Below are 26842 nucleotides of genomic sequence, written 5' to 3'. Positions count from 1 at the left end.
AGGAGAAGAAACATGCGAAAAAAGAAATTATGGAACACAGTGATGAGCTCACTGCTGGCAGGTCTGATGCTCGTAAATGCACCGCTTAGTGCTTTGGCAACAGACGTAAGTGCAGAATCCTATGTGCTGGAAGAACCGGCGGATGTGATTGCAGAAGAGTTTGTGGAAGAGCCTGACGCGATGGTCGTAGAAGAAGAGGATCTGTCTTTGGAGATGGTGCAGTCAGAGCCTGTATCGGAGGATGGTCTGGCGGACGCACAGACAAAGGAGACAGAAGGAGCCTTCTCCATAGAGGGCGTGGAGGTCGTAGGCGGCTCTGCGGCAGACGCTGCGCCGGATACAGATATGGCTTTGACAGTACAAAACGGCGAAGAAGCTGTGACTGTTGAGACATATACAGTAACTTTTGCACTGGTATCTGCGGCAGATAAACAGGCGATTAAGGATGCGGTCGTGAATATATCTTACGAGGATGACTGGGGAGATGTGATCAGTCTTGAGCAAAATAAGGACGGATCATATTCTATGGATCCGTATACCAGCTATACATACAATATTACAGCTGCCGGCTATAAAGAGGTATCCGGTACGTTTACTCCGTCAGGAGAAGCATCTGTTTTCACGAAAACAATAGAAATGATGCCGGATGTGGAGGTCGATCCTGTGGATCAGGCAAAGGTGGATGCGGTAAAGAAAGAATTTGACAAAACGCTTGGTGCACTCCGCCCGGATTACAGTACGGATAAAAATATTATCACATTTGTGCAGGACAAGCTGAAAGGCTATGCATTTGATACGTCAGGCGTTACCGTTTCTTTAAAGGAAACAGATGATATGGCATATATTTCCGGTGACGGTACGATCCTCTATAATAAAGGTACGCTGAATACATACGGGAATAATACAAAGAATGTCAGATGTACGTTCGTGTTCCGCTGCAACAGCGCAGAATCCGTCTCCGCTGCAACCACGGTGACCGTCGGATGGGACAGAGAGTATTTTAAAGGAAAAATGCAGGAGGAGGCAGATACGCTGACGGAAGAGACGATCAAAGGAAATAATACTTCTCTTGCGGAAGTGACTGCAGATCTGACGCTTCCTCAGATTACAGGGACGAAGGCATTTGACGCATGGTCCAAGATTACCTGGGAGTCATCCGACCCGTCTGTCATTTCTGTTGAGGCAACAGGCTATGACGGTGTGACAGATCCGAAAAAGGGAAAGGTGATACAGCCGGAGAAGGATACGCAGGTAACTTTGACAGCATCATTTCATGCAAACGATTCGGTGCTGAATTCCAATGTTGAAGCAGTGGATGACTTTGGAGTGATCCAAAAGACTTTTACCGTCACCGTAAAAGGAAACGGGCAGAGCGCTCCGGATGAAAAGGATCTTCTGGCGATCCTTGATAAATATTATCCGAATGATCTGCTGCTCGCATATGGTACAGAAGCACCGGTGGATCTGAATAACTGTCAGAGTGATATTCAGCTTCCGCGTTATACGAGGATTAAAGATGAAAAAGGCAAGCTGGTATTCGCGAATAAAGAAATTACAGTGACTTCAGATAATCCGATCATCACGATCAATGGTTATCGTGCATCGGTCGATCTGTTCCATGACAATGACACAACGGTTAATCTGACGATTTCCTTTACCAGAGAAGGGGTAACAGTAAAACGTGAAGTTCCGGTCATGGTGCGGATGATCAGTGACGCGGCGCTTGATGCGGAGCTTAAAAAAATGGAGACTGCAAAGGCGCATTACTTTGACGGCCTGAATGATGGCGTATATGCAGACAAAGATTCGATTACAGGAAACCTTCACACGTTTATAGAAATGACTGTAGATGAGAGCGGTGCGCCTGTATGGATATATGACCGGGCACAGGCAACCGGAGAGGGCATCATTGCAGATGATATGTTTGATGATCCCTGGGAGATGGAGAGCGCCGGGTATAATCACTTTAAATCTTCACAGCCTGCGATCTTAAAGCATGAGAATCTGGTGCTTGCACAGCAGCCGCAGACGGATACGCAGGTGACAATCACCTCGATGCTCAGCAGTGAGAAGTACGGAAAATTTGCAAAAGATCATCCGGAGAATGAAAAGCTTCAGAAGCTCTATCGTCAGGAAGTTTCCGTAACGGTGACAGTAAAGGGTACTCAGAACGACGCAGATGCTCTGGCAAAGCAGATCAAAGAAGCACAAGCACTGCTGGCTTTGATGACAGAGGGAGAGAAGCCGGGCGAGTATCCGGCAGGTACGAAGGCAAAGCTGGAAGCAGCGATCGCACAGGCGCAGTCGGTTCTGGATGCAGAGGGGGCAACGGCACAGCAGTATAAGGAAGCCCTTCAGACACTGCAGGGAGTGGTGGACGAATGCAGAGCTTCGGTAATCGCCAGGACAGCTTCTGTGAGAGTGGTGTTGAGCAACACAGACGGACTGGAAACGCAGCTTCCGCCAACGCTTGCGGTATCTGCTGGAGCGGCGGCAAAGTATGGATACAGCAAGGATGCAGATCTGGAGAAGGAGGTCACCGTTCTGGATGCACTCGCGGCGATCCACGCGGAAATTTTCGGTGAGGATTACGCGGCAGCTCCGACTGCGTATTTGAATGTAAATGACAGCGGCTGGATCACGACGATATTTGGCGAAGAAACAAATGCGGTAGGCTTCATGGTCAATCATAAGATGCCGCTCGAGGGCGGAGTCGGAGCCACCTGCAGCAGAGCAGTCTTAAACAGCGCAGATCAGCTGAATGTATTCCTTTATAAGGATCTGATCGGTTATTCAGACCGATACCTGTACTTTGATGCGATTCCGGAAGTAAAGGCCGGAGAAACAGTTTCATTAAAGGTATTCAGCCCGGATATGATGGGCACAGGAGAGCCAAAGGCAGAGTCCTTTGTAAGCATTGAGGTAAAAGATCCAAAGGGCGTGGTTTCCCAGCTGCAGACGGATATGAACGGTGCGGCAGAGTTTACACCGGAAATGGCAGGTACGTATACGCTGAAAATCACCGGCTCTCTGATGTGGACAGACATTATTGCAGCAGACGGGGAGAAAACAGTTGAGGTGCTTTCCGGAGAAGAGCAGGTAAAGGGCGCTAAGGTAAGCTTTACATTGATGGGCGATCATGAGCACAACAGTAATCAGGATGGTATCGTTCATACACTGGCAGCAGGCAATCTTGAGACATGGGTACCTGAGACGATTTATTATATGGACCCCGATGCTACAGTTCACGATGTTTTGGTAAAGGCTGCGGAAGAATATGGCTTTACTATTCTGAGCAGAGGCAGTGAGTACGACATTTATATAGAAGGAATCGAGTGGAAAGAACAGAGTCTTAAAGAATTTGACAACGGACCGAAATCCGGCTGGATGTTCACAGTGAATGGTGTTCATCCAGATCTTGGCGTTGGAATGATGAATGTAAAAGACGGGGATAGAGTTGTATTCCATTATACAGATGACTATACGAAAGAAGAAAGCCAGATGTTTGACAAACAGCAGGCAGAGGCAGTTGAGGAATTCATCGCATCTATTCCGGCAGTGGATAAGCTGACAGAAGCAGACCGGGAGACCGTGGAGACGGCGAGAGCAATGTATGACGCACTCACGGATGCACAGAAGGCGCTCGTCTGCGCAGAGGCTTTGCAGAAGCTTAAAGAGGCAGAGGCAGCACTTGCGGGAATGCAGCATATCCATACGTGGGACACAGGAAAGGTGACAAAGCCTGCGACCTGTACGGCAGACGGCGTAAAGACGTATACGTGTACCTCCTGCGGCAAGACAAAGACGGAGAACATAAAAGCGGCAGGACATCAGTTTGGCGCATGGAAAAAGGCGTCTGATGCGACTGTATTTGCAGCAGAGAAGCAGACGCGCACCTGTTCCGTCTGCAAGGCGCAGGAGACGAGAGAGTCCGGCAGTAAGCTAAAGCCGACAATGAAAGTAACGGCGAACAAGATCACGCTGAAAGTAAAGCAGTCTACGAAGGGCTTTAAGGTGACGGGGCTTGCAAATGGTGATTCTGTGAAGTCCTACAAGTCGAGCAACACGAAGATCTTCAGGGTATCGAAGAACGGAAAGATCACTGCCGGCAAGAAAACCGGAAAGGCGAAGCTGACGATCACACTGGAAAGCGGTCTGAAGAAAAAGGTGACGGTTAAGGTGCAGAAATCAGACGTTCGGACGACGAAGATCGAAGGTCTTGATAAGAAGCTGACACTTGCGAAGGGAAAGAAGACAACTCTGAGACCGCAGGTAAAGCCGTTTACTTCAAAACAGAAGATCACATATGCATCTTCGAATAAGAAGATCGTGACGGTAAACTCCAGGGGCGTGGTGAAAGCGGTGAAGCCAGGAAAGGCGAAGATCACGGTGAAGTCAGGCAGTAAAAAGTTTGTCGTGACAGTAAAAGTAACAAAAAAGTAAGCTGGTAAAAGAACAATATGATCCAGCGACCGTAAGAACCAGGGAAAACAAAGAGAGATGAGACAGGCTGCCGTATCGGACATAACCGGTCGGCAGCCTGTTTTATACGCAGCTGCAGCTTCTTTTAAAATTGACAGTGTATTGAAAGTACAGTATAATAAAGCATATAAATCACAGGGATTTTATGTAAGGGACAATCCTTGCATAGGAAGTCGGGTGAGAATCCCGCACAGGAACGCTACTGTATGAGACTGTTGCCTGGAAGCGATGTCTTTAAGTCAGATCTATCTTTGTGATTGGTGTACATCATTCTTCGGACTCAAGAAGGTACAGCAATTTTTACTACTGTATTTGTCATGCCAGAAGAAAAGGCATGACTTTCTTAGTATGGGAAAGTTTTCGCTTTCTTAATATTATAGCATTATAAAAATGTGATGTGTACAGATACAAACGGAGGAGAAAATGGAGACAAAAAGAAAGAAACGCCTGCTGAATGGACTGATGGCAGTATTGATCGTGATCATTGCAGTCTGTGCGGTGCTGGCGGTCGGCAGCCTGAAAGGATGGTTTGGCGCAGGCGGAAAATCTTTGATGAACAGTGAAACGGTATCAGGTGTTGTTAATATCGAGCGTAAGGGTGTCGCTTATAGCCTGAAATCCGGAGTAGAGCTGATGACCGGAGATGTGGTTGAGACGAAGCAGGGGTCCTCTGTGGAGCTTGCAGTCGGTGACGGCAGTATACTTGTGCTTGATGAAAATACAGAGCTTACGATTGGGGAGGATTCCGAAGGCAGCCTGCAGATATGTGTGAAAAAGGGCGGAGCTTTTGCGGATCTGCTGAATATGGGCGAGAACGTTGTATTGCAATTTGGAGACAATCAGCTTTCTGCGTCGGGAAATGTTTTATTTGCAGATATACAAAGCGGCTCTGATACGTTGTATATGTTTGGCGGCGAGACAGATGTGACTGCAGGAGACGGCACACAGGAGACGGTATCTGCTGGAGAGACGATGCAGATCCTTACGCAGGAGGACGGGGAAAAAGAAGTTTCTGTCAGTGAATTGCAGGCGCAGACGCTGAGTGAGTTTGTGCTCATACAGGCGCAGAAATGTGACAGCAAAAATGAACTTTGCTTTTCGGCGGCACAGCTTCAGAAAGTCATTGACGACCGGGAAGCAGAAAAGATGGCTGCATTGGAGGAAAGCCTCAATGCAGAGCGCATCGCTCTGGAAGAGGCGAAGCGGCAGGATGAGTCTCAGGCTGGAGCGGGAGAGACAGAAATGACAGACGGAAGTGAAACCGATCTGACGCAGGATACGCAGGCAGTGCTCTCCGGTGAGGAGGATGCTGCAGATGAAAACTATGTGGAAGAATATGTGCCGCAGCAGGAAGGCAGCGGGGAGCAATATGAGGATATTCTGGAATGTACGATTGAGATTCGCTGTGATACGATTCTCGACAATATGAAAGATCTCTCCAGGGGCAAAGAGGCGTACGTTCCGGCAAACGGATGTATCCTGAGTACGAGTACAGTAGAGTTTAACGAGGGTGACACGGTGTTTGATGTACTGGAGCGTGTCTGCAATTATGCAGGTATTCAGCTTGAGTATGCCTGGACTCCGCTTTACAACAGTTATTACATAGAAGGAATCAATCATCTTTACGAGTTCGACTGCGGAAATGAATCCGGCTGGATGTACAAGGTCAATGGCTGGTTTCCGAATTATGGCTGTTCCTCTTATGAACTTGAAGATGGAGATGTGATCGTCTGGACTTATACATGTAAAGGGCTTGGCGCGGATGTTGGCGGCGGCGTAGGCTGAGCAGGAAGAGACTCAAAATGGAGGAAACATGAAGCGATATACTCAATTACATAAATTACTACATTTGACTACAGGAGTTTCACTGGCAGTCTGCCTTTGCTTACAGCCGATTGCAGCAGCAGCCGGAGAAAAACAGCAAAAACAACCCGAAACAGTAATGCAGACAGAGGCACCGGGACAGACAGAAGAGTCGGAAGCATCTGGAACGATGGCACAGACAGAAACACAGGAACAGTCAGAGACATCGGGACAGACAGAGATACCGGCACAGACAGAAGGAGCGGGACAGTCGGAAACCCCGGCACAGACAGAAGGAGCGGGGCAGTCGGAAACCCCGGCACAGACAGAAGGAGCGGGGCAGTCGGAAACCCCGGCACAGACAGAAGGAACGGGGCAGTCGGAGACTCCAGGACAGACAGAAGGAGCGGGGCAGTCGGAGACTCCAGGACAGACAGAAGGAGCGGGGCAGTCGGAGACTCCAGGACAGACAGAAGGAGCGGGGCAGTCGGAAACCCCGGCACAGACAGAAGGAGCGGGACAGACAGAGATACCGACTCAGACAGAAGGAGCAGGGCAGTCGGAGACATCGGATCCGGCAGAAGGACAGGAAGAATCAGAGATACAGACAGAAGCCCAGGAGCAATCTGAGATGGAAAAGGCTTCGTCTGATCGAGCAAAGCTGACGGCGGTGATCCGTACCGAAGAGGGTGCGGCTGTGAGCGTTACTGCAAAGCAGACGCCAGCTTCTGTTTCCTGTGAGGGCGTGACGCGGGCAGTAGATTATGCGGACGGCGTTTTTGAAGTGACCGTGCCGGAAGATACAGAAACCCTTATGATACAGCTTGGACAGACGGGGAACAGTGACAGAAGGAGCATTGCTGATAAAGTATTTTTTGCACGGTGGAACGGCTATTTTATACAGCAGGGAGAAAAATGGGCGCTGTGTCCGGATCTGCTTGACGCAGATACGGCGTTGTACAGTGCGGCGGACGTCTCCGGCGTGACAGTATATCCTCTGGAATTTACAGATGGCGCGTTTGTCCTGCCGCTTGAAAAGTTCAGACTGAAGGGCGCAGATATGACGCTTGAACAGAGGACGGTTTATGGAGAGCCGGATGCAGACAGAGAATATGCGGAGATCTGCATCGGCACGTTTGCTGTAGACGGAAGCCTTCAGGAAAATCTGGTGCTTCTGGTGAACTTTGAGGAGAACGAAACGGAAAACGAAACAGAGACGGTGTCAGAAGCAGAAAATGAGCCTTTTACAGAGTCTGAGGACGAAACCGAACTGCATACAGAAGCTGAGGACGAAACCGAACTGCTCACAGAGACAGAAAGCGGGACGGAATTGCTTACGGAGTCTGAGTGTGAGACAGAGCTTCCGACGATCTCCCTGTTTGCGAGTCCGACAGAGATTGAGGATGCATATAAGGAGACAGGAAAGGATCTTGCATCGTCGGCGCAGACGAGTATTCCCCAGGTTGGCTCAATCAACGGAGAGTGGCATATCCTTGGTCTTGTAAGAAGCGGGCAGAAGGTCGATCCTGCAGTCATTGAGGGCTATAAGGCAAATGTATTAAAAATCCTGCAGGAGAACAACGGAGTCCTGCATGATAAGAAGTATACAGAATATTCACGTGTTGTGCTGGCGCTGACTGCGCTTGGTGAGGATGTGACGAATGTAGGCGGATATAATCTGCTCGAGCCGCTGGCGGATTTTGACCAGACCTGCTGGCAGGGCGTAAACGGCGCTGTGTTTGCGCTGATCGCATTTGACAGTCATGATTATGAGATTCCGCCTGTGTCATCAGGAAAGACACAGACGACGAGGGAAGGTCTGATCGATCATATTCTGGAGCAGCGGACGCCAGACGGGGGCTGGGCGATGTATGGAGCAAAGGCGGATCCTGATCTGACCGGGATGGCGCTGCAGGCGCTGGCTCCGTATTATGGCAGTAATGCACAGGTGACGGCAGCTGTAGATAAGGCGCTTCGCACACTTTCCAGAATGCAGAAGCCGGATGGCACGTTTTCTGGCACAGAGGGGAAAAATGTGGAGAGCAGCGCGCAGGTAATCGTTGCGCTGACGGCACTTGGTATTGATCCGAATACGGATCCACGTTTTGTAAAGAATGGAAAGTCTGCGATGGACGGGCTGCTTTCCTTCTGTGTCAGCGGGGGCGGATTCAGCCATACTGCTTCAGGGCAGAAAAACCAGATGGCATCTGAGCAGGGGTACTATGCGCTTGTGGCGTATGAGCGGTTTCTGGAAGGGAAAAAATCTCTGTATGACATGTCGGATGTGGAAATCAAAGCGTTATCGGATAAGGAGAAGGTAAAGCGTGCGCAGGAGCTGATCTCGGCGATTGGTGCAGTGACGCTGGAAAAGGAGGGCGCGATCGTTTCTGCAAGAGCAGCTTATAATGCGCTTACGCCCGAGTTGCAAAAGCAGATCACAAATTATGATGTGCTGACGGAAGCAGAAAAGACACTCGCAAAGCTGAAAGCAGAAAGCGGAAGCGGTTCCGGGCAGAACGGCTCAGAAAACGGAGCGGGCGGCGGAAAGAAGCCGTCCGGCAGCGGAAGCGGCGGGAAAAAACCATCGGGAAATAAAAATCAGGGCGGGAACAGAAAACCGGGCGGCACCACACATTCGGTAAATCTGACCTCCGGGAAGCAAGGCGGTACGACAGGCGGTACAAAGTTCTTCGGCTATTCAGAAAAGAAGGATGACGAGACAGCGGAGAAAAAAAAGACAGTAAAAACAGCAGATAAAAAGAGCGGCGGTACGCAGGCAGAAAAAGCAGAAAAGCAGGCGGTTGCATCGGTGATTCAGCATCTGACAGAGATATTTTGCGGTACGCGTACGGTAGAAAAGCTTCCGGAAAACGCGCAGGATTATTCAGCGGAGCAGATCAATATGCTGCTTTCCGTATATCAGGATTACAGTGCGCTCTCTGATGCAGGTAAGAAGCAGGTAGAGGTGAGCGTCCGCTATCCTCAGTTTGAGCAGGCACTTGCATCTTTGGGTGAACGAAATCATTATGATGAGATGACGGGTACAGATCTGAGAAAAAATAAGGAAGAGGTACTGCCATGGTATGTGCAGCTTATGGTCAGCTCACAGATGCCTGACGAGGAGCGGCTGCAGGAGATCCGGTCTGCGCTCGGAGAGAAGAGCGAAGTGTTTTTTATGAATGAAATCAGCTTCATTAATACCTTAAACGGCGAAGTATGGGAACCGGAGGCACTCATAAGAGTGCGGCTTCCCATGGCAGAGCTTGGCGAATATGAGAGTGCCGTAGTGCTGCATTGCACCGATGTGGGGGATTTGGAATTTATCGAAGGCGATATTTCCGGTGAGGCGATCGAGTTTGATGCGGCCGGATTCTCTGAGTATGGTGTTGCCGGGATCATGGGTACCGTCGAGGATCTGCTTACCGGGCGAAAAAAGAATCCGATACTTCCCTGGGCAGCCGGAGGAGGCGCGGCGTCATTTTTGCTGTTTTTGCTGCTTCTGGTGCGGAGATGTTCGGATAAGGGAAAAGGTACGACAACATGACAAGAGAAACAGATGCGTTTTCTGCGTATCATCCAATGATCAATTTTACATTTTTTTTTGGAGCATTTGTGTGCGGGATGTTTTTTATGCATCCCGTCTTTCTCGTGTGCTCCGTCGTGTTTGCGGCATTGTATTATCTGAGTATAAGGGGCAGGAGGGGATGGAGGTATCTGTTTGGAATGGTTCCGCTGTTTGTATTCCTCTCTATCATCAATCCGCTGTTTAATACGTATGGCGCGCACGTTCTGTTTACGTATTTTCATGGCAGACCATACACGGTGGAGGCGCTCGGCTACGGAATGACGATCGCCGCCATGGTGGTGACGATTTTTCTCTGGTTCGCTTCATATAACGCAGTGATGACAAGTGATAAATTTATGTATCTGTTCGGGCGTTTTGTGCCCTCCGTATCTCTGATTTTTACGATGGTGCTGCGCCTGATTCCAAGCTACCACAAAAAAACGGAGCAGATACGCGGTGCACGGCGCGGTATCGGGATGGCGGCAGATACCGGGACAACGCAGGAGAAGGTCCGGCAGGGGATGACGATTCTTTCTGCTATGATGTCATGGGCGCTGGAGGGCGGTATCGTCATGGCAGACAGTATGAAAAGCCGCGGTTACGGATGCAGCAAAAAGAGAACGAACTATGCGCTGTATCGTTTTGCGGCGCGCGATAAGGTAATGCTGGGGGTGATGGCGGCGCTGCTTGCTGTGATCGCATGGTGCGGGATGAGAGGAGGCGCAGCGGCGGCTTATACGCCTGTATTTTTTATGGCAGGCAATTTTCATACCGTGATCGGGGTGACGGCGTATGCGCTGTTTCTGGCAATCCCTGCAGTGATTAATTTTACGGAGGATATCATATGGCACATTTTGAGATCAAAAATCTGAGTTTTTCTTATCCGGCAGCGAGGGAAAAGAAAACACTGCAGGATATTAATCTGACAATTGGGCATGGGCAGTACGTTACTGTCTGCGGACGTTCCGGAAGTGGCAAGACAACGCTTCTTCGTCAGTTAAAAAGCGCGCTTGCGCCGCATGGAAAACTGACGGGTGAGATTCTGTTTGAAGGGCGGTCGTTAAAAGAAGTCGGGCTGCGGGAGCAGTCGGGAAGCATCGGGTATGTGATGCAAAATCCGGACAATCAGATCGTCACGGACAAGGTCTGGCATGAGCTGGCATTTGGACTGGAGAGCCTTGGGATGGATCAGAAGACGATACGGCTTCGGGTAGCGGAGATGGCGAGCTATTTTGGGATTCAGGGATGGTTTCACAAGAATGTGACGGAGCTTTCCGGGGGTCAGAAGCAGCTGCTGAATCTCGCGTCAATTATGGCAATGCAGCCAAGTGTGCTGATTCTGGATGAGCCGACAAGCCAGCTTGACCCGATCGCGGCGTCTGATTTTTTGAATACAGTCCGCAAGATCAACCGGGAGCTGCGCACAACTATCATCATCACGGAGCATCGTCTGGAAGATATTTTCCATGCCTCGGATAAGGTTGTGGTGATGGAAAACGGAAGGATCATCGCAGACGATGAGCCCAGAAAGATTGGAGAGTTTCTAAAGATGGGCGGCAACCATATGTTCACGGCAATGCCGACACCGGTACAGATCTTTTACGGTGTGGAAAATTCTCTTACGTGTCCGCTTACGGTGCGGGAGGGCGGCGACTGGCTCAGCCAGCTTTTTGAAGGGAAAGAGGTGCGCGAGCGTCAGGTACCGGAAATTCAGGAGGGAAGGTCTGTACCGGAGCCGGATGAGGTAAAGGATCCGGCTGTGTTCGTAAAAGAGGTATGGTTCCGCTATGAAAAGGATGCGCCGGATATTTTGAAGGGCGTGACGATGCGCGTTCCGAAACAGTCCCTGTTTGCAATCGTAGGCGGCAACGGGACAGGAAAGTCGACAACGCTCAAGACGATCTGTGATATCTGCCGTCCGTACCGGGGCAAGGTGTATATAGATGGGAAGCCGGTACAAAAATATAAAGGCGGCGAGCTGTTTCGCGGAAATCTCGCAATGCTTCCGCAGGATCCTCAAAGTCTGTTTGTGAAGAAAACAGTGCGGGAGGATCTGCAGGAGATGCTGCGGGGGTCGCAGAAGGAACAGGCAGAGCAGATAGAAGCGATCGCGCAAACGTGCGAGATCACCCCGCTGCTTGATTCGCACCCGTATGATCTGTCCGGCGGAGAACAGCAGAGGGCGGCGCTTGCGAAGGTGCTTTTGACGAATCCCAGAATCCTCTTGCTGGATGAACCGACCAAGGGGATCGACAGCTTTTTTAAGCAGCAATTTGCGCAGATACTAAAAAGGCTGAAGACGCAGGGCGTGACGGTCATCATGGTATCTCACGATGTAGAATTCTGTGCGAAGTATGCTGATTATGTGAGTATGTTTTTTGACGGGAGCATTGTTACAACGAATACTCCGAACCGCTTTTTTTCCAGAAACAGCTTTTATACAACAGCGGCAAATCGCATGAGCCGTCATATATTTGAAAATGCAGTAACGAATGAGGATGTGATTGAATTATGTCGAAAGAATCTGAAAAAAAATTAAAATGGAATACGAAATTTGCAGTAAGTATGTTGGTCGTACTTTTTGTGGTTCCCGGGACGCTCGTTGCAACGTGGCGGTTTGGCGGCACAAATTACTATCTTTGCAGCCTTTTGCTGATTCTATATGCAATGGTTCCGTTTTTTATAAGCTTTGAGAGGCGCAAACCTCAGGCACGCGAGCTGGTGACGATTGCAGTGATGAGCGCGATTGCTGTGGCGTCGAGAGCGGCATTTATCATGGTTCCGTTTTTTAAGCCGATGACCGGTATCATTATGATAACAGGCATAGCATTTGGATCTGAAGCAGGATTTTTAACAGGAGCGGTCAGTGCGTTTGCCAGCAACTTTATTTTCGGGCAGGGTCCGTGGACACCGTGGCAGATGTTTGCCTATGGAGTAGCAGGTTTTTTGGCAGGAGTTCTCGGTAAAAAAGGAATTATCAGTGGGAAGGAGCGCCTTGTGACAGCGATAGTCGGAACGATCACGGTATTGCTTATCGTGGGACCGATCCTTGACACCTGTACATTTTTTACGGTTGGAACAGGCATGAGCACACCGTCTGTACTTGCTGTATATATGGCGGGGCTTCCGGTGAATGCAGTACATGCGGCAGCGACATTTCTGACGCTGTTTTTGCTTGGCAGGCCGATGCTTGAGAAGCTTGATCGTATCAAGGTAAAATATGGCATGATGGATGGAGAAGAAGATGCGGTTTGACAGTTATCATCCGATGATCAATTTTATTTACTTTACAGCGGCACTCGTCGGAGCGGTGTGTTTTGACCATCCTGCTTTTCTGGCAGTCTCTTATGTGTGCGCATTCCTTTACTCTGTAAAATTAAATGGAAAGCGTTCGCTTATTTTTAATGTCTGTCTGATGCCGCTTATCCCTGTGTATGCAGGGATCTATTCGTACTACAACCACTATGGGGTGACGAATTTGCATGTAAATTTTATCGGCAACCAGATCACACTGGAAGCCGTTGCTTTCGGGCTTGTTATAGGGGTGAAAATCGTGACGGTGCTTATGATTCTGTCCTGTGTTTTTGCCGTCATTTCATCGGACAAGGTGATCTATCTGTTCGGGCGGATATCACCGAAGCTGTCCCTGTTTTTGTCCATTTTGCTGCGCAGTGTTCCACGCATCAGGGCGCGCGCGCGCCGCATCGGGATCTCAAGACGAGGGATTGGAAAGGGCTGTGCGCAGGGCAATGTATTTGAGCGAATCCGGCATGTATGTGCGCTTTTTTCTATCCTGATCACATGGACTCTGGAGGATTTTTTCGAGAGTGCAGCTTCCATGAAGTGTAGGGGCTATTCTCTTCGTGGCCGGACTGCATTTTCTATTTATCGCTTTGACAATCGCGATCGAGGATTTGTGATCGCAGCATTTTCCGGTATTCTTCTGATGGCGGCTGCAGCTGCGCTTGACCAGACACATATTTATTATAATCCGGAAATCATTATGAATCGCATTACGGCAGTATCTTTTGTTTTTTATGCAGGATATGCGTTTTTTCTGCTGCTTCCGATGCTTTTACAGATTGTTGGGGAAGCGTCATTTCGGCATGCTGTTCATGCAAATCACAGATGAAAAAACAGAAATCTGGAAACACAGATTCTTCACATTTCCACCACACATCAAACACATTTCTTTCAAAAACAAAACACAAATGACTGATAAAATTTCCCATAAATAAAGTCAATATTAATAAAAGAATAACGTACGGCAGGGGATGCGCAGGCATCCTGCCTGCCGCGCTGTTCGGGAAAGGGGCACGTTTATTTATGGGACGCGTTAGGATTTTGAACAGAAAAACAGGAGCAGGGGCAGCAGCAGCTCTGATGGCAATGTCCATGTGTCTGGCAGCTCCGGTATATGCGGCAGAGGATACCGGGCTGGGGGTTGACATGAGCACAGCTTATCCGGGGATCACAGTGAGAGCAGGAGAGACGGTCAGCTTTCCGCTTGACTTTCTGAGTCTGGACGGGGATGGATATGATGTACAGCTGAGTGCACAGTCGCTTCCGGAAAATTGGACCGGGTATTTTAAGGGCGACAGCAGCCAGATCACGAAGGTTCATGTAGACGGCGCGAAAAAGAATGAAGAGAGCGAAGGCTCGGTAGCAGACTTTAGTCTGAGCGTACCGGCAGAGGCAGAGGATGGCGTGTATGAGGTAGAGCTTCTGGCAGATGCCGGATCCGGTAAGACAGATAAGCTCCAGCTTGAGGTGACGGTCAGTGCAGAACAGACCGGAGAGAGTAATTTTACTTCAGAATATCCGGAGCAGCAGGGGGCTTCCGGCACCTCCTTCAGCTTTGATACCACGCTTGTCAACAACCGTGGTACAAATCAGTCCTACAGTCTCTCGGCCGAGACTCCGGAGGGATGGCAGGCGACATTTACACCGTCGGGAGAGACAAATGCAGTGGCAAGTCTTTCTGTTGATGCCGGAGCGAGCCAGGGGCTTACCGTGGCGATCACACCTCCGGAAAACGTAGAGAAGGGAGATTACGAGATCCCTGTTACAGCCGTATCTGCGGATGATACGCTGAAAACAACGCTGACTGTGAGCATTACAGGTACATATGCAATGACGCTTTCCACACCGGATCAGCGACTGAGCTTTGACGCGTATGAGAATAAAGAGTCTGCTGTGACGCTTAGCATCACGAATACGGGAAATGTAGACCTGAACAATCTGAATCTGACCTCTTCTGCGCCGACAGACTGGGAGGTGCGGTTTAGTGAATCTACGATCGATACACTGGAGGCCGGAGCGACAAAAGAGGTAACTGCTTATGTAAAGCCGGGGAAAAATGCCGTTACAGGAGACTACGTGACCAATATCAGCATCAGCAATGAGCAGACATCGGCAAGTGCAGATTTCCGTGTATCTGTCAAGACCTCGACGACCTGGGGGCTCGCAGCGGTCGCAGTCATCGTTGTGCTGGCTGGCGGACTTGCGCTGATCTTTAAAAAGTATGGGAGACGGTAGGTATGGCAGAGCATGTAATTGAGATTTCTCATCTCACAAAGCAGTATGGAAGCAAGACTGCGGTGAATGACCTGAGCCTTTCCATCAGGAAGGGCGAGGTGTTCGGGCTGCTGGGACCAAACGGCGCCGGTAAGACGACGACGATCCTGATGCTTTTGGGGCTTACTGAGCCGACGTCGGGGACTGCGCAGATCTGCGGGAAAAACTGTGCAAGAGATCCGCTCGCAGTAAAATCAATGGTGGGTTATCTGCCGGATAATACGGGATTTTATGCAGACATGACGGGAAGACAGAATCTGCGCTTTACCGGACAGCTGAACGGGCTGCCAAAGGATGTGATCGAGGAGCGGATCGATACGCTTCTGGCGCGTGTCGGGATGACGAAGGCGGCAGACCAGAAAGCAGGGACGTATTCCAAGGGTATGCGTCAGAGGCTGGGGATCGCGGACGTTCTGATGAAGGATCCGCAGATCATCGTGATGGATGAGCCGACGCTTGGTATTGACCCGGAAGGAATGAGAGAGCTTCTGGAGCTGATCCGACAGCTTTCAGATGAGGATGGCAGAACGCTTCTGATCTCATCGCATCAGCTGCAGCAGATCCAGCAGGTATGTGATCGTGTCGGGATTTTTGTAGAAGGAAGCCTGATCGCGAGCGGCACATTAAAAGAGCTGGAGGAACAGATCCGAAAGGACGGAGGCTATCTGCTTGAGCTGGAGGTTTTGCCGTGTGATGACAAAATACTGGGTATGCTGTATCAGCAGCCGGGAGTACAGAAGATTACCAAGGAGGGAGACTGCTTTATGATCTCCTCTGCACTCGATATCCGTAGCGCGCTGACAAAGTTCCTTGGAGAAAACGGATATTCGATCCTCCATCTTCACCAGCGCGGAGGCGATCTGGATGAGATTTACAGACGTTATTTTGAAAAGGCAGGGCAAAGTGATGAAAGAAATAAGTTTGAAACAAAGAAAAAGCATAGCTGGAAGGGCAGAAAAAAGCAGGGGGATTAGTGGAAGAACCGGACTGGCAGCGCTGTTTCGCAAAGAGCTTGCCGATCATCTGAGGAGCAAACGTTTCCTGATCCTGCTGCTTCTGGTAGGAGCAACCAGCTTTGCCAGTCTGTATGGCGCGATATCCGGACTGGGAGAGGCGATGGAGAGCGACAGCAATTTCGTATTTTTGAAGCTGTATTCGACCAGCGGCAACTCCATCCCGTCTTTTATGGCGATCATCGCGCTTTTGGGGCCGATCATCGGTCTGGCGCTTGGATTTGATGCGGTAAACAGCGAGCGCACCAGCGGGACCCTGAATCGCCTTGTTTCGCAGCCGATCTACAGAGATTCTATTATTATAGGAAAGTTTCTGGCAGGTACAGCGCTGATCGCTATGATCATTTACTCGATTGGGATCGGGATGGGAGCGTTTGGCGTGATTGCCACAGGACTGAAGCCAGAGACGGAAGAAGTGCTGCGTATTCTGATATTTTTGACCTTTACGGTGATCTACGTGTCGTTCTGGCTGGCTCTGTCGATCTTTTTCTCTGTTGTCTGCCGCCATGCGGCGACGTCGGCTCTGGCTTCGATCGCAGTGTGGATGTTCTTTGCGATTTTTATGAGTTTGCTGGCTACGATTATTGCAGGTGCGGTCTATCCGGTGAATAATGACTACAATGCAATGGTCAATGCACTGGATAATTACAATCTGGAGCTTGGACTGAACCGTATTTCTCCTTCCTATTTATATAGCGAGGCGGTCTCGACGATCATGAATCCGAGTGTGCGCACCGTAAACATCGTAACAGTTGATCAGCTCGTCGGAGCGATCTCGGGATACCTGAGTCTGGGACAGAGTCTGCTGCTCGTATGGCCGCATCTGACCGGTCTTGCAGCGCTGCTTCTTGTGGCGTTTGGTGCTTCCTATATCGGATTTATGCGTCAGGAGGTACGGTCGAACTAAAAAGACGGCGCATGATGCAATATTTTTAAAAACGCAAAGACATTACGCGTGAAACGGAAAGCTTCTGATGGCTATGCAGGCTGATGTATACTTGATCTCAAAATGGGAAGACTATCTTCTGAAATAAAATAAAATTCAGGAGGTAGGATTATGCCGGCATTAGTATGTTCCGCACAGAACTGTGTGTATAACAATGCAATGTATTGCAGCAGAGATGACATCCAGATAGACGGAGAGAGCGCGAAGGTGTGTCAGGATACGTGCTGCAAAAGCTTCGAGGAGCGTAGGCGCGACAATATGAGAAGCTCTATGGGAAGCCCGAGTGTAGAGACGGGGATCAAGTGTGAGGCAGTGCATTGCAGATACAATGACGAGTGCTGCTGCCATGCAGAGCATGTAGATATTTCCGGAGCTGCGGCAAAACGCTGCGGTGAGACGGAATGTGTGACGTTCGATAAAGAAGACAAAAGATAATCGCTGCCAGGAGGTGAATTATAAAAGTAACTTCCGGTTGTAAAAGTAACGTCCGGATGAAAGAGAAACTTCTGTTTTCAGGCAGGAAAACGGAAGTTTTTCTTGCCTAAAAGACTTTTTTTGTGTAAACTTTAAGTACAGTTCCGCTTTTTTGCGCATGCAAAGCGGAGCAAAGGGAGCTTTTTCTTTTTTTGTGAAAGACAAAGTTCCGTTGCCCAGAAGAATACATATGGGACGTGTGTTCATAGGGGCAAAATTAATGGTGTAAGGATAAGTCAGCGGTTGTGGCTGGCTTATTCTATTTTCAGCAGATACGGCTGAAGCGTTACGGAATCCGGTTCGATCCGTCTGACACCCAGCTTATGCAGCAGCGTTTCCCCATAAAAGAAGGAAAAGACCTCATAAGGAGTTCTTCCGCCTAATACCTTTCGTGGAACGGAATTGATATGATCGAACATAAGATTCAGATCTTTCTGCGTCAGGTGTTCGAGATTCCGCTGGTTCGGAAGGATATTCCGGACATAGTTGTGGTTATTTTCTACATGAGGTTTCTGGCTTGGTGTCTGTGGGTCGCAATAAAAGATATTTGTCCGTATCTGTCCGCTCTTTGGATTCTGTTCAAAGAGGGAGACTTTTTCAAACTCTGTCCCACGGTCAGTGAGGATCAGGGAAAAGAGGCGGAAATAGTCGATGCCGAGAAGCTCCTGAAGGAAATCTAAGGCAGAAGCCATGGATTCCGAAGTTTTTTCCTGATGGAGGAATCCGATCATAAGTCCGGTATTCTGAAAAGAAAAGGTCTGGATATAAGGTCCTTGCGGTTGGTTGTACAGAGTATCCATCTCCGTTGTCGGGATGGAAGGATTGTCGGCAAGAAACGCGAGATAGTCTGAAAACTTATGCCCCTCATAGTTGACCGGCTCTCTGCGTTTTTTCAGCTTTTTGCGTTCGCGCATGGAAACCTGTCTGCGCAGAGAGAAGTTATCAACGCCAAAGTCTTTAAAAACGCCGCCTTCGATGTAGGTGTAGAGGGATTTTACCGAAAGGGAGAGTTCCGGATGGTTAGCAAGGATCTGATAAAGGGACTGCCCTTTTTTGAGGAGCGGGGCAATGGTTTGTGCAATGAGTAGACGTTGCGGCTCTGAAAGATTAACGCCCTGTCTGGAATCGGACAGGTGAAAGAGATAATCTTCGTGAGCATGACTGGCGTTGTAGAAGTAATGATCCAGCCGGCAGTGTTTGATGTCCGGACAATGGTTGCAGGCGCCGACGGAGCGGTCACGCAGGGAACAGGACTGTTCGGCATAGGACGGGCAGGCTTCAGAACAGTATTTACGGGGTTTGCTGCACTGTTTAAAGTTTGAACAGATGACAGGTGAATTGAAGCGGTTGCGTGGTTTTAAGGTTCTATGCTTTTTGATTTCTTTTGCAATGGTAGTCGGATCTTTGTGGAGGGAACGGGCAATGGCTGTTTTGGACAAGCGCTTTTCGATGCCCTCCTGGATTATTTTTCTTTCTTCTAAGGTTAAATGTTTTGCTCTCATTATGTACATCCTTTCTCCCATGAACATCACAGGAAAAGGATAACCGGAAATAAGTCTTTCATAAAGCCTTAATGAAAAACAAGCTTCCGGAAGTGTGAAGAAGAACCGGAAGTTACTTTTACATTTCTCGATCGCTGCCAGGAAGGCAAAAACAGAAAAAAACAGTTGACACCGACTGCCTGATGTGATAACCTGATAAAGGTTATGTTGACAGGAAAGCAGAGTATCCACTCTCACCCCGGCACATCAGGTGACCGGTGGTTCATATCGAAAACAGAGCTGCTGTATGTATATGGCAGGTTTTGTGGTGAGGATTATGAGTGGATGACGATGTTGTCCACTCTTATTTTATATCAGTGTGTGGAGGTGCAGTACCATTAGCGAATTAATGATTAACGAACAAATCAGGGACCGTGAAGTCCGCGTAATCGGCGAGAACGGCGATCAGCTCGGAATTATGTCATCCAAGGATGCGCTTAAGCTTGCAAGGGAAGCGGAGCTTGACCTTGTGAAAATCGCCCCGACGGCAAAACCGCCAGTATGTAAGATTATTGATTACGGCAAGTATCGTTATGAACTGGCGCGCAAGGAAAAAGAAGCCAGAAAGAAACAGAAAACAGTTGAGATCAAAGAGGTACGGTTGTCACCAAATATTGATGTAAACGACCTGAATACCAAGATGAATAATGCAAAGAAGTTCATCGCAAAGGGGAATAAGGTAAAAGTCACTCTTCGCTTCCGCGGACGTGAGATGGCGCATATGCAGGCGCACCGTTATATCCTGGAGGATTTTGCGAAGGCTATGGCGGAGGTCGCTGTCATCGACAAGCCGATCAAGCAGGAAGGCAGAAGCCTGACACTTTTCCTGTCGGAAAAACGTTAGTTCACATATTTAAATATAAGGAGGAATATTAAGATGCCAAAAATGAAGACCAGCAGAGCAGCTGCAAAACGTTTCAAAAAAACAGGTACAGGATTATTAAAGAGAAGCAAAGCTTATAAGAGCCATATCTTAACAAAGAAGTCCACCAAGAGAAAGAGAAATCTGAGACAGGCAGCTATCACAGATGCTACAAATGCTCAGAACATGAAGAAGATTTTACCGTATTTATAAGATCAGGCGAAGGAGGAGATAAGACATGGCAAGAATTAAAGGCGGTATGAACGCTAAGAAAAAACATAACAGAGTATTAAAGCTGGCTAAGGGATACAGAGGTGCACGTTCCAAACAGTACAGAATTGCAAAGCAGTCTGTAATGCGTGCCCTGACAAGCGCATATGCAGGACGTAAGCAGAGAAAGCGTCAGTACAGACAGCTCTGGATCGCACGTATCAATGCAGGTGCTCGTCTGAACGGTCTTTCCTACAGCAAGTTTATGTATGGACTGAAGCTGGCAGGCGTTGAGCTGAACAGAAAGGTTCTGGCTGACATGGCAGTGAACGATGCAGCAGGATTTGCTTCACTCGTAGAGCTTGCAAAGACAAAGCTGGCATAAGGCTCACAGGACAGATACCAGTCTGGAGTTTATAAATATAGAAAAGTGCTGCGGCAGACGGTGCGGTCTGGCAGACTTCCCCATGCTTTCTGATGCAGACAGCTTACCTGTCTGTTATAAAAGGAAGAGGGAAAGTCTGTCACCGTAAACTCTGCCGCAGTTTTTGTATTGTTCTGGAAATGCCTGCATATGGGAGGGAAGATATATGAAGGTAGTGATAGCAATGGATTCGTTCAAAGGGAGCATGAGCTCTCTGGAAGCCGGGGAGGCTGTGGCAGAGGGAATCCGGCGTGCGGATGAACAGGCAGAGACGGTTGTGCGGCCTCTGGCAGATGGCGGAGAAGGGACGATGGATGCGCTGGTACACGGAATGGGAGGAGAGATACAGCGTATCCGGGTGACGGGGCCGTATGGCAGGAAGGTCGAGTGCCGGTATGGGATCATAGAAAAGCGAAAGCTGGCTGTGATAGAGATGGCGGAGGCGGCCGGACTCACGCTTGCGGCGCCGGACGAGAGGAATCCGCTTTACGCGACGACATACGGTGTCGGAGAGGTGATCTGCGATGCAGTTGCAAAGGGCTGCAGACGGTTTCTGGTCGGAATTGGCGGGAGCGCTACGAATGACGGAGGCGCAGGAATGCTGCAGGCGCTTGGCTACGGTCTGCTGGACGAAAAAGGAGAGCAGGTGCCATTTGAAGCACAGGGGCTGCGCTGGCTACAAAGAATTACGAGTGACAGAGTGCTTCCGGAGCTTTCGGAATGTGAATTTCTGGTTGCCTGCGATGTAGAGAATCCTCTGTGCGGCGAGCTGGGGTGCAGCGCGGTCTATGGCCCTCAGAAGGGAGCGGATCCTGCGATGATCGCAGATATGGATCGATGGCTTTTGCGGTACGCGCAGCTTGCAGATGCGATATCAGAAATGGCAGATCCGTATTATCCCGGAGCAGGTGCCGCGGGAGGCATGGGATTTGCATTTCGGACATTTTTGCATGCGTCTCTGAGACCGGGCGCAGCGCTTGTATTAGAGGAGACAGGGCTGGAGGAAGCGATTAAAACGGCGGATCTGGTGATCACGGGAGAAGGACAGCTGGACAGACAGACCATGATGGGAAAAGCAGTAGCGGGTGTGGCAAAGATCGCAAGGACATATCGTGTTCCGGTTCTGGCATTTGCAGGGAGCGTTACAAAGGATGTGGCCGGATGCACTGAAAACGGTATAGCTGCATACTTTCCGATTCTGCACAGAGTCTGTACCCTGGAAGAGGCGATGAAAAGTGAGAATGCCAGAGAAAATCTGGCGGATACAGCGGAACAGGCGATCCGGCTGCTGAGAGTGGGGATGCAGATACATACAGAAAAAAGAAATGATTCTGTGAAATAAAAAAGATTGTGCAACAGCACAATCTCCGCGCGCGAGCGGTTCACAAAGCGATAATTTCATTTCCGAGAGCTGCGCATCCTTGCAGAGCATTTTTTATTTCATAGAACGCAATTTTCTATGAAATAAAAAATCCTGCATCATACGATGCAGGATCTCCAGTGCGGAGAAAGGGACTTGAACCCTCACGATATTGCTACCACAGGCACCTGAAGCCTGCGCGTCTGCCTATTCCGCCATCTCCGCGAAGTTGTTTTGCAACTCACGAACGTTATAATACTATATCATTTTAAGAATGTCAATATGTTTTTTGAAAAAAATAAAAAAAATCGCGAAAAAAATTTTTTGCAAGATTTTGGTGAATTATAAAAGTAACTTCCGGTTGTAAAAGTAACGTCCGGATGAAAGAGAAACTTCTGTTTTCAGGCAGGAAAACGGAAGTTTTTCTTGCCTAAAAGACTTTTTTTGTGTAAACTTTAAGTACAGTTCCGCTTTTTTGCGCATGCAAAGCGGAGCAAAGGGAGCTTTTTCTTTTTTTGTGAAAGACAAAGTTCCGTTGCCCAGAAGAATACATATGGGACGTGTGTTCATAGGGGCAAAATTAATGGTGTAAGGATAAGTCAGCGGTTGTGGCTGGCTTATTCTATTTTCAGCAGATACGGCTGAAGCGTTACGGAATCCGGTTCGATCCGTCTGACACCCAGCTTATGCAGCAGCGTTTCCCCATAAAAGAAGGAAAAGACCTCATAAGGAGTTCTTCCGCCTAATACCTTTCGTGGAACGGAATTGATATGATCGAACATAAGATTCAGATCTTTCTGCGTCAGGTGTTCGAGATTCCGCTGGTTCGGAAGGATATTCCGGACATAGTTGTGGTTATTTTCTACATGAGGTTTCTGGCTTGGTGTCTGTGGGTCGCAATAAAAGATATTTGTCCGTATCTGTCCGCTCTTTGGATTCTGTTCAAAGAGGGAGACTTTTTCAAACTCTGTCCCACGGTCAGTGAGGATCAGGGAAAAGAGGCGGAAATAGTCGATGCCGAGAAGCTCCTGAAGGAAATCTAAGGCAGAAGCCATGGATTCCGAAGTTTTTTCCTGATGGAGGAATCCGATCATAAGTCCGGTATTCTGAAAAGAAAAGGTCTGGATATAAGGTCCTTGCGGTTGGTTGTACAGAGTATCCATCTCCGTTGTCGGGATGGAAGGATTGTCGGCAAGAAACGCGAGATAGTCTGAAAACTTATGCCCCTCATAGTTGACCGGCTCTCTGCGTTTTTTCAGCTTTTTGCGTTCGCGCATGGAAACCTGTCTGCGCAGAGAGAAGTTATCAACGCCAAAGTCTTTAAAAACGCCGCCTTCGATGTAGGTGTAGAGGGATTTTACCGAAAGGGAGAGTTCCGGATGGTTAGCAAGGATCTGATAAAGGGACTGCCCTTTTTTGAGGAGCGGGGCAATGGTTTGTGCAATGAGTAGACGTTGCGGCTCTGAAAGATTAACGCCCTGTCTGGAATCGGACAGGTGAAAGAGATAATCTTCGTGAGCATGACTGGCGTTGTAGAAGTAATGATCCAGCCGGCAGTGTTTGATGTCCGGACAATGGTTGCAGGCGCCGACGGAGCGGTCACGCAGGGAACAGGACTGTTCGGCATAGGACGGGCAGGCTTCAGAACAGTATTTACGGGGTTTGCTGCACTGTTTAAAGTTTGAACAGATGACAGGTGAATTGAAGCGGTTGCGTGGTTTTAAGGTTCTATGCTTTTTGATTTCTTTTGCAATGGTAGTCGGATCTTTGTGGAGGGAACGGGCAATGGCTGTTTTGGACAAGCGCTTTTCGATGCCCTCCTGGATTATTTTTCTTTCTTCTAAGGTTAAATGTTTTGCTCTCATTATGTACATCCTTTCTCCCATGAACATCACAGGAAAAGGATAACCGGAAATAAGTCTTTCATAAAGCCTTAATGAAAAACAAGCTTCCGGAAGTGTGAAGAAGAACCGGAAGTTACTTTTACATTTCTCGTTTGCAAGATTTTTGAAAAAAGTTTAAAAAGGGTGTTGACAAGAACCACACCTTTTGCTATAATTCCAATTGTTCGCGGAAGTGTCGGAATTGGCAGACGAGCAAGACTAAGGATCTTGTGAGCAATGCGCTCGTGTGGGTTCAAGTCCCATCTTCCGCATGGACTCTTTCGAGAGATCGAAAGAGTCTTTTTTTTGTTCCAAAGGAAATTACGTCCTGTGGAACAAAAATATTCCGTGAGGATCGCATTGCGACGGACAGGGATGATGTTGCCCGGGCAGGCCGCCGCAGGCGGAGGATTCTGCTTGCAGAATTCTTTTTATACCAGGAAACATTGAGTCTTATGGTTTTACCAGATGTCTTTGCCTGCTTTGGCCGGACGGTCATTATACAGCAGGGGAGGAGAGAATCAGGAGGGAGCTTCAGATGCCAAGAAACAGGGACAACCGTATGGAGAGACGGGATAGCTACGAAAATGAAAACAAAAAGAAGAAAACAGGCATGAATACAAAGAAGGTCTTTGCGATCAGCTTTTGTATCGTGCTCGGTCTTGTGTTTATCAGCGGAGGGCTGATCTATAAGCTGGGACATGATATGTACCGCAGCGTTAATTATGTAGCGGATGAAGAGGTAAAGGTACTTGAAACGCTGCCGGAGGCGGCGCTTGAGGAGATAGCAGAGGCGGAGACTGCCGAGGACGATGGTCTGAAGGGTGAGAAGGTTTCTGATGATGAGCTTAAGAGTATCCACGACCAGATCAGCAGCCTGGCCAGTCAGGAAGCAGTGTCAGATGACGATATCTACAACGTGCTGCTTGTCGGTCTTGACCGCCGTGATAAATCCTGGAATGGAAACTCTGACAGTATGATGCTTGTTTCTATTGATAAAAAGGATAACCGTGTGTCTGTTGTATCTTTAATGAGAGATACGTATGTGGATATTCCGGAGGTTGGATATCAGAAGCTGAACTATGCGTACGCATACGGCGCAGGTCCGCTTTTGTGTGAAACTGTCACAAACACCTACAATATAAAGGTAGACCGGTATGCGGCAGTAGATTTCTTTGACCTGATCGATATCATTGATATCATCGGAGGCGTTTCCCTCGAGATCAGCCCGAAGGAGGCAGAGGTCGCAAACGGATATATCCTCGATATGTGTACTCTGATCGAGGGTGAGGACGGATGGGATCATCAGATCCCGGCAGAGGGCGGTCTGGTCCGCTGCGATGGTATTCAGGCAGTCGCATTTGCGCGTAACCGTTTTGTCGGCAACTCTGATTATGAGCGAACAGAGCGTCAGCGTTATCTGATCCAGCAGCTCATCGCTGAAGTAAAACAGATGAGTGTGGCACAGATGACAGAAAAAATGCAGGCGATCCTTGAGCATGTGACAATGAATATTCCGGAGAGCGAGATTTGGGCGATGATTCCGGAGCTTCCGGAGATGCTCAATTATGAGTTTGCGATGGATCGTGTGCCGTATGATGGCATGTACAGCATCATCGACGTAAATGGTCAGGGTATGCTTGTTCCGGACTGGGAGCCGACACTGGAAAAGCTGCATGACTTTATTTACGGGTCGGGAGAAAACTGATAAAAAATACAGATAAAAAGAAAAATGCTTCAGGACGTACCGGGAGACCGGGGAGTTCCTGAAGCATTTTTTTTGAGAGAAGTATCAGAAAAATATAAAAATGAAACAGCCGATAGGGGAGCTATCGGCTGTTTCGAGGGGAGTATAAATAATTAATAAGGGGTTTGTAAAAAAAATTGTTTGAAGGGTAATTCTTTTTACACCAAGAATTATAATATAATTTCCAGAAAAAAGCAACACATATTTTTCAAAAAAGCAGGAACAATAGAAGTGTAGTAAAGATGTGGCGGTGAAAACATCAGACCGCCGCAAAAATTCAGACACAGGAGGCTATTGTATCATGGCTAAGAATGCAAATAATGCAGTAAATTCAGGAAGCGCAAATAATGCGGCAAGAAATGCAGAAAACGGAAAGAACTGTGATTATAACAAGAGTATGGACAGCGCGAAGAACAATTCCAGAAACAGCACGAAAAACAATGCAAAAAACAGCTCCAGAAACAGTGCGGAAAACTGCCGCACACAGGAGTATGATTCCAGATCAGAATACTAAGAGCGAGGGGATGCGCGGGAGCATCCCCTTTTTTTCGCGCGTACATATGATAAAGTAAAAGAAAAGGAAGGACTTTGTTATGGAAACGATCTCTGCAAAGGAACTGGACCGTTATGCGGCGGACGGCAGGAGCATGATTATAGATCTGCGTTCCAGAAAGGAGTTTGCCGCGGCTCATGTACCGGGGGCGTTGAATGTCCCGCAGGGCAGGTTTCGGGGAGAGCTTGCCGGGAAGCAGGCGGTTCCGGTCATTTTGTACTGTGCCAGAGGGGCGCTTAGTATGGCAGTGGCGCGCGACCTGGAAGAAAAAGGCTATCAGACGAAAAGTGTAGTCGGAGGATTTCGGGCGTATCAGAACAGGAGGATGTGGTGATTCCTGCTATTTGCGATTGACAAAAAAGGGCGGAGGGCATTAAGATAGAGAAAAATAGATCAGGAGGA

General features: G+C 48.6%; 20 protein-coding genes and 2 tRNA genes. 19 read left to right on the top strand and 3 right to left on the bottom strand.

All coding sequences use genetic code 11. The features are described 5' to 3' along the window. Positions 1-12: 12 nt before the first annotated feature. The 11 genes from QOX44_RS10625 to QOX44_RS10575 all read left to right on the top strand — a co-directional run bounded on the left by QOX44_RS10625 (position 13) and on the right by QOX44_RS10575 (position 17821). The gene (locus tag QOX44_RS10625; RefSeq protein ID WP_283683109.1) at positions 13-4443 is read left to right on the top strand and encodes a DUF4430 domain-containing protein; all 4431 of its coding nucleotides are present in this window, start codon (positions 13-15) and stop codon (positions 4441-4443) included. A 462-nt stretch (positions 4444-4905) separates the two neighbouring features. Further along, on the top strand, positions 4906-6267 hold the full coding sequence (locus QOX44_RS10620; RefSeq protein WP_283683108.1) for a DUF4430 domain-containing protein: 1362 nt from the start codon (positions 4906-4908) through the stop codon (positions 6265-6267). Positions 6268-6295: 28 nt separating this feature from the next. After that, positions 6296-9829: a prenyltransferase/squalene oxidase repeat-containing protein gene (locus QOX44_RS10615; protein WP_283683107.1), complete on the top strand. Its 3534-nt coding sequence runs from the start codon at positions 6296-6298 to the stop codon at positions 9827-9829. Continuing rightward, positions 9826-10722 carry an energy-coupling factor transporter transmembrane component T gene (locus QOX44_RS10610; protein ID WP_283683105.1) on the top strand — a complete coding sequence of 299 codons (897 nt, stop codon included), beginning with the start codon at positions 9826-9828 and terminating at the stop codon, positions 10720-10722. The genes QOX44_RS10615 and QOX44_RS10610 overlap by 4 nt, the downstream gene beginning before the upstream one ends. Then, positions 10695-12389: an ABC transporter ATP-binding protein gene (locus tag QOX44_RS10605; RefSeq protein ID WP_283683104.1), complete on the top strand. Its 1695-nt coding sequence runs from the start codon at positions 10695-10697 to the stop codon at positions 12387-12389. The genes QOX44_RS10610 and QOX44_RS10605 overlap by 28 nt, the downstream gene beginning before the upstream one ends. Beyond that, positions 12362-13105: an ECF transporter S component gene (locus tag QOX44_RS10600; protein WP_283683102.1), complete on the top strand. Its 744-nt coding sequence runs from the start codon at positions 12362-12364 to the stop codon at positions 13103-13105. The genes QOX44_RS10605 and QOX44_RS10600 overlap by 28 nt, the downstream gene beginning before the upstream one ends. Further along, the gene (locus tag QOX44_RS10595; protein ID WP_283683101.1) at positions 13083-13982 is read left to right on the top strand and encodes an energy-coupling factor transporter transmembrane component T; all 900 of its coding nucleotides are present in this window, start codon (positions 13083-13085) and stop codon (positions 13980-13982) included. The genes QOX44_RS10600 and QOX44_RS10595 overlap by 23 nt, the downstream gene beginning before the upstream one ends. Positions 13983-14194: 212 nt before the next feature. Then, positions 14195-15388, top strand: a complete 1194-nt coding sequence (locus QOX44_RS10590) for a COG1470 family protein (RefSeq protein WP_283683100.1) — start codon at positions 14195-14197, stop codon at positions 15386-15388. Positions 15389-15390: 2 nt separating this feature from the next. Beyond that, positions 15391-16401, top strand: coding sequence for an ABC transporter ATP-binding protein (locus QOX44_RS10585; protein WP_283683099.1), 1011 nt, complete (start codon positions 15391-15393; stop codon positions 16399-16401). Beyond that, positions 16334-17347, top strand: a complete 1014-nt coding sequence (locus QOX44_RS10580) for an ABC transporter permease (protein WP_283683098.1) — start codon at positions 16334-16336, stop codon at positions 17345-17347. Before QOX44_RS10585 ends, QOX44_RS10580 begins: the two co-directional genes overlap by 68 nt. A gap of 150 nt (positions 17348-17497) precedes the next feature. Then, a complete protein-coding gene (locus QOX44_RS10575) occupies positions 17498-17821 on the top strand; it encodes a DUF1540 domain-containing protein (protein WP_283683097.1) in 324 nt (107 codons plus the stop codon). A 293-nt stretch (positions 17822-18114) separates the two neighbouring features. Here the strand turns inward: QOX44_RS10575 and QOX44_RS10570 are convergent, their stop codons facing one another. Continuing rightward, positions 18115-19362 carry an IS30 family transposase gene (locus tag QOX44_RS10570; RefSeq protein WP_283682841.1) on the bottom strand — a complete coding sequence of 416 codons (1248 nt, stop codon included), beginning with the start codon at positions 19360-19362 and terminating at the stop codon, positions 18115-18117. A gap of 388 nt (positions 19363-19750) precedes the next feature. Here QOX44_RS10570 and infC point away from each other — a divergent pair, with 388 nt between their 5' ends. The 4 genes from infC to QOX44_RS10550 all read left to right on the top strand — a co-directional run bounded on the left by infC (position 19751) and on the right by QOX44_RS10550 (position 22239). Beyond that, entirely contained in the window at positions 19751-20245 is a 495-nt protein-coding gene (infC, locus tag QOX44_RS10565) for a translation initiation factor IF-3 (RefSeq protein ID WP_283683096.1), read from the top strand. A gap of 33 nt (positions 20246-20278) precedes the next feature. Continuing rightward, entirely contained in the window at positions 20279-20476 is a 198-nt protein-coding gene (gene rpmI, locus QOX44_RS10560; RefSeq protein WP_176850595.1) for a 50S ribosomal protein L35, read from the top strand. 25 nt (positions 20477-20501) lie between these two features. Then, positions 20502-20858 carry a 50S ribosomal protein L20 gene (gene rplT, locus QOX44_RS10555; RefSeq protein ID WP_176850596.1) on the top strand — a complete coding sequence of 119 codons (357 nt, stop codon included), beginning with the start codon at positions 20502-20504 and terminating at the stop codon, positions 20856-20858. 205 nt (positions 20859-21063) lie between these two features. After that, positions 21064-22239 carry a glycerate kinase family protein gene (locus tag QOX44_RS10550; protein ID WP_283683095.1) on the top strand — a complete coding sequence of 392 codons (1176 nt, stop codon included), beginning with the start codon at positions 21064-21066 and terminating at the stop codon, positions 22237-22239. Between the two features lie 159 nt (positions 22240-22398). Here the strand turns inward: QOX44_RS10550 and QOX44_RS10545 are convergent. Together QOX44_RS10545 and QOX44_RS10540 are read right to left on the bottom strand one after the other, a co-directional pair. After that, positions 22399-22482: transfer RNA gene (locus tag QOX44_RS10545), tRNA-Leu, on the bottom strand. Between the two features lie 392 nt (positions 22483-22874). Next, the gene (locus QOX44_RS10540) at positions 22875-24122 is read right to left on the bottom strand and encodes an IS30 family transposase (RefSeq protein WP_283682841.1); all 1248 of its coding nucleotides are present in this window, start codon (positions 24120-24122) and stop codon (positions 22875-22877) included. A 205-nt stretch (positions 24123-24327) separates the two neighbouring features. Between QOX44_RS10540 and QOX44_RS10535 the strand changes: the two genes are divergently transcribed. From QOX44_RS10535 to QOX44_RS10520, 4 genes are all read left to right on the top strand, one after another. After that, a tRNA-Leu gene (locus QOX44_RS10535) sits at positions 24328-24412 on the top strand. 266 nt (positions 24413-24678) lie between these two features. Further along, a complete protein-coding gene (locus tag QOX44_RS10530; RefSeq protein WP_283683093.1) occupies positions 24679-25848 on the top strand; it encodes an LCP family protein in 1170 nt (389 codons plus the stop codon). 340 nt (positions 25849-26188) lie between these two features. Continuing rightward, a complete protein-coding gene (locus QOX44_RS10525; protein WP_283683092.1) occupies positions 26189-26401 on the top strand; it encodes a hypothetical protein in 213 nt (70 codons plus the stop codon). Between the two features lie 79 nt (positions 26402-26480). Continuing rightward, entirely contained in the window at positions 26481-26774 is a 294-nt protein-coding gene (locus QOX44_RS10520; RefSeq protein ID WP_283683091.1) for a rhodanese-like domain-containing protein, read from the top strand. The last annotated feature ends 68 nt before the right edge of the window (positions 26775-26842 follow it).

The sequence above is a fragment of the Parablautia sp. Marseille-Q6255 genome (genome assembly GCF_951230155.1).
GTDB lineage: Bacteria > Bacillota > Clostridia > Lachnospirales > Lachnospiraceae > Choladousia.
Note: the sequence above shows the minus strand (reverse complement) of the source record. Positions and strands in the feature narration are given on the sequence as shown.

Coding starts and splice junctions, on each gene's coding strand:
- QOX44_RS10625 (WP_283683109.1), top strand. CDS start 13: ATGCGAAAAAAGAAATTATGGAACACAGTGATGAGCTCACTGCTGGCA.
- QOX44_RS10620 (WP_283683108.1), top strand. CDS start 4,906: ATGGAGACAAAAAGAAAGAAACGCCTGCTGAATGGACTGATGGCAGTA.
- QOX44_RS10615 (WP_283683107.1), top strand. CDS start 6,296: ATGAAGCGATATACTCAATTACATAAATTACTACATTTGACTACAGGA.
- QOX44_RS10610 (WP_283683105.1), top strand. CDS start 9,826: ATGACAAGAGAAACAGATGCGTTTTCTGCGTATCATCCAATGATCAAT.
- QOX44_RS10605 (WP_283683104.1), top strand. CDS start 10,695: ATGGCACATTTTGAGATCAAAAATCTGAGTTTTTCTTATCCGGCAGCG.
- QOX44_RS10600 (WP_283683102.1), top strand. CDS start 12,362: ATGTCGAAAGAATCTGAAAAAAAATTAAAATGGAATACGAAATTTGCA.
- QOX44_RS10595 (WP_283683101.1), top strand. CDS start 13,083: ATGGAGAAGAAGATGCGGTTTGACAGTTATCATCCGATGATCAATTTT.
- QOX44_RS10585 (WP_283683099.1), top strand. CDS start 15,391: ATGGCAGAGCATGTAATTGAGATTTCTCATCTCACAAAGCAGTATGGA.
- QOX44_RS10580 (WP_283683098.1), top strand. CDS start 16,334: ATGAAAGAAATAAGTTTGAAACAAAGAAAAAGCATAGCTGGAAGGGCA.
- QOX44_RS10575 (WP_283683097.1), top strand. CDS start 17,498: ATGCCGGCATTAGTATGTTCCGCACAGAACTGTGTGTATAACAATGCA.
- QOX44_RS10570 (WP_283682841.1), bottom strand. CDS start 19,362: ATGAGAGCAAAACATTTAACCTTAGAAGAAAGAAAAATAATCCAGGAG.
- infC (WP_283683096.1), top strand. CDS start 19,751: ATGATTAACGAACAAATCAGGGACCGTGAAGTCCGCGTAATCGGCGAG.
- rpmI (WP_176850595.1), top strand. CDS start 20,279: ATGCCAAAAATGAAGACCAGCAGAGCAGCTGCAAAACGTTTCAAAAAA.
- rplT (WP_176850596.1), top strand. CDS start 20,502: ATGGCAAGAATTAAAGGCGGTATGAACGCTAAGAAAAAACATAACAGA.
- QOX44_RS10550 (WP_283683095.1), top strand. CDS start 21,064: ATGAAGGTAGTGATAGCAATGGATTCGTTCAAAGGGAGCATGAGCTCT.
- QOX44_RS10540 (WP_283682841.1), bottom strand. CDS start 24,122: ATGAGAGCAAAACATTTAACCTTAGAAGAAAGAAAAATAATCCAGGAG.
- QOX44_RS10530 (WP_283683093.1), top strand. CDS start 24,679: ATGCCAAGAAACAGGGACAACCGTATGGAGAGACGGGATAGCTACGAA.
- QOX44_RS10525 (WP_283683092.1), top strand. CDS start 26,189: ATGGCTAAGAATGCAAATAATGCAGTAAATTCAGGAAGCGCAAATAAT.
- QOX44_RS10520 (WP_283683091.1), top strand. CDS start 26,481: ATGGAAACGATCTCTGCAAAGGAACTGGACCGTTATGCGGCGGACGGC.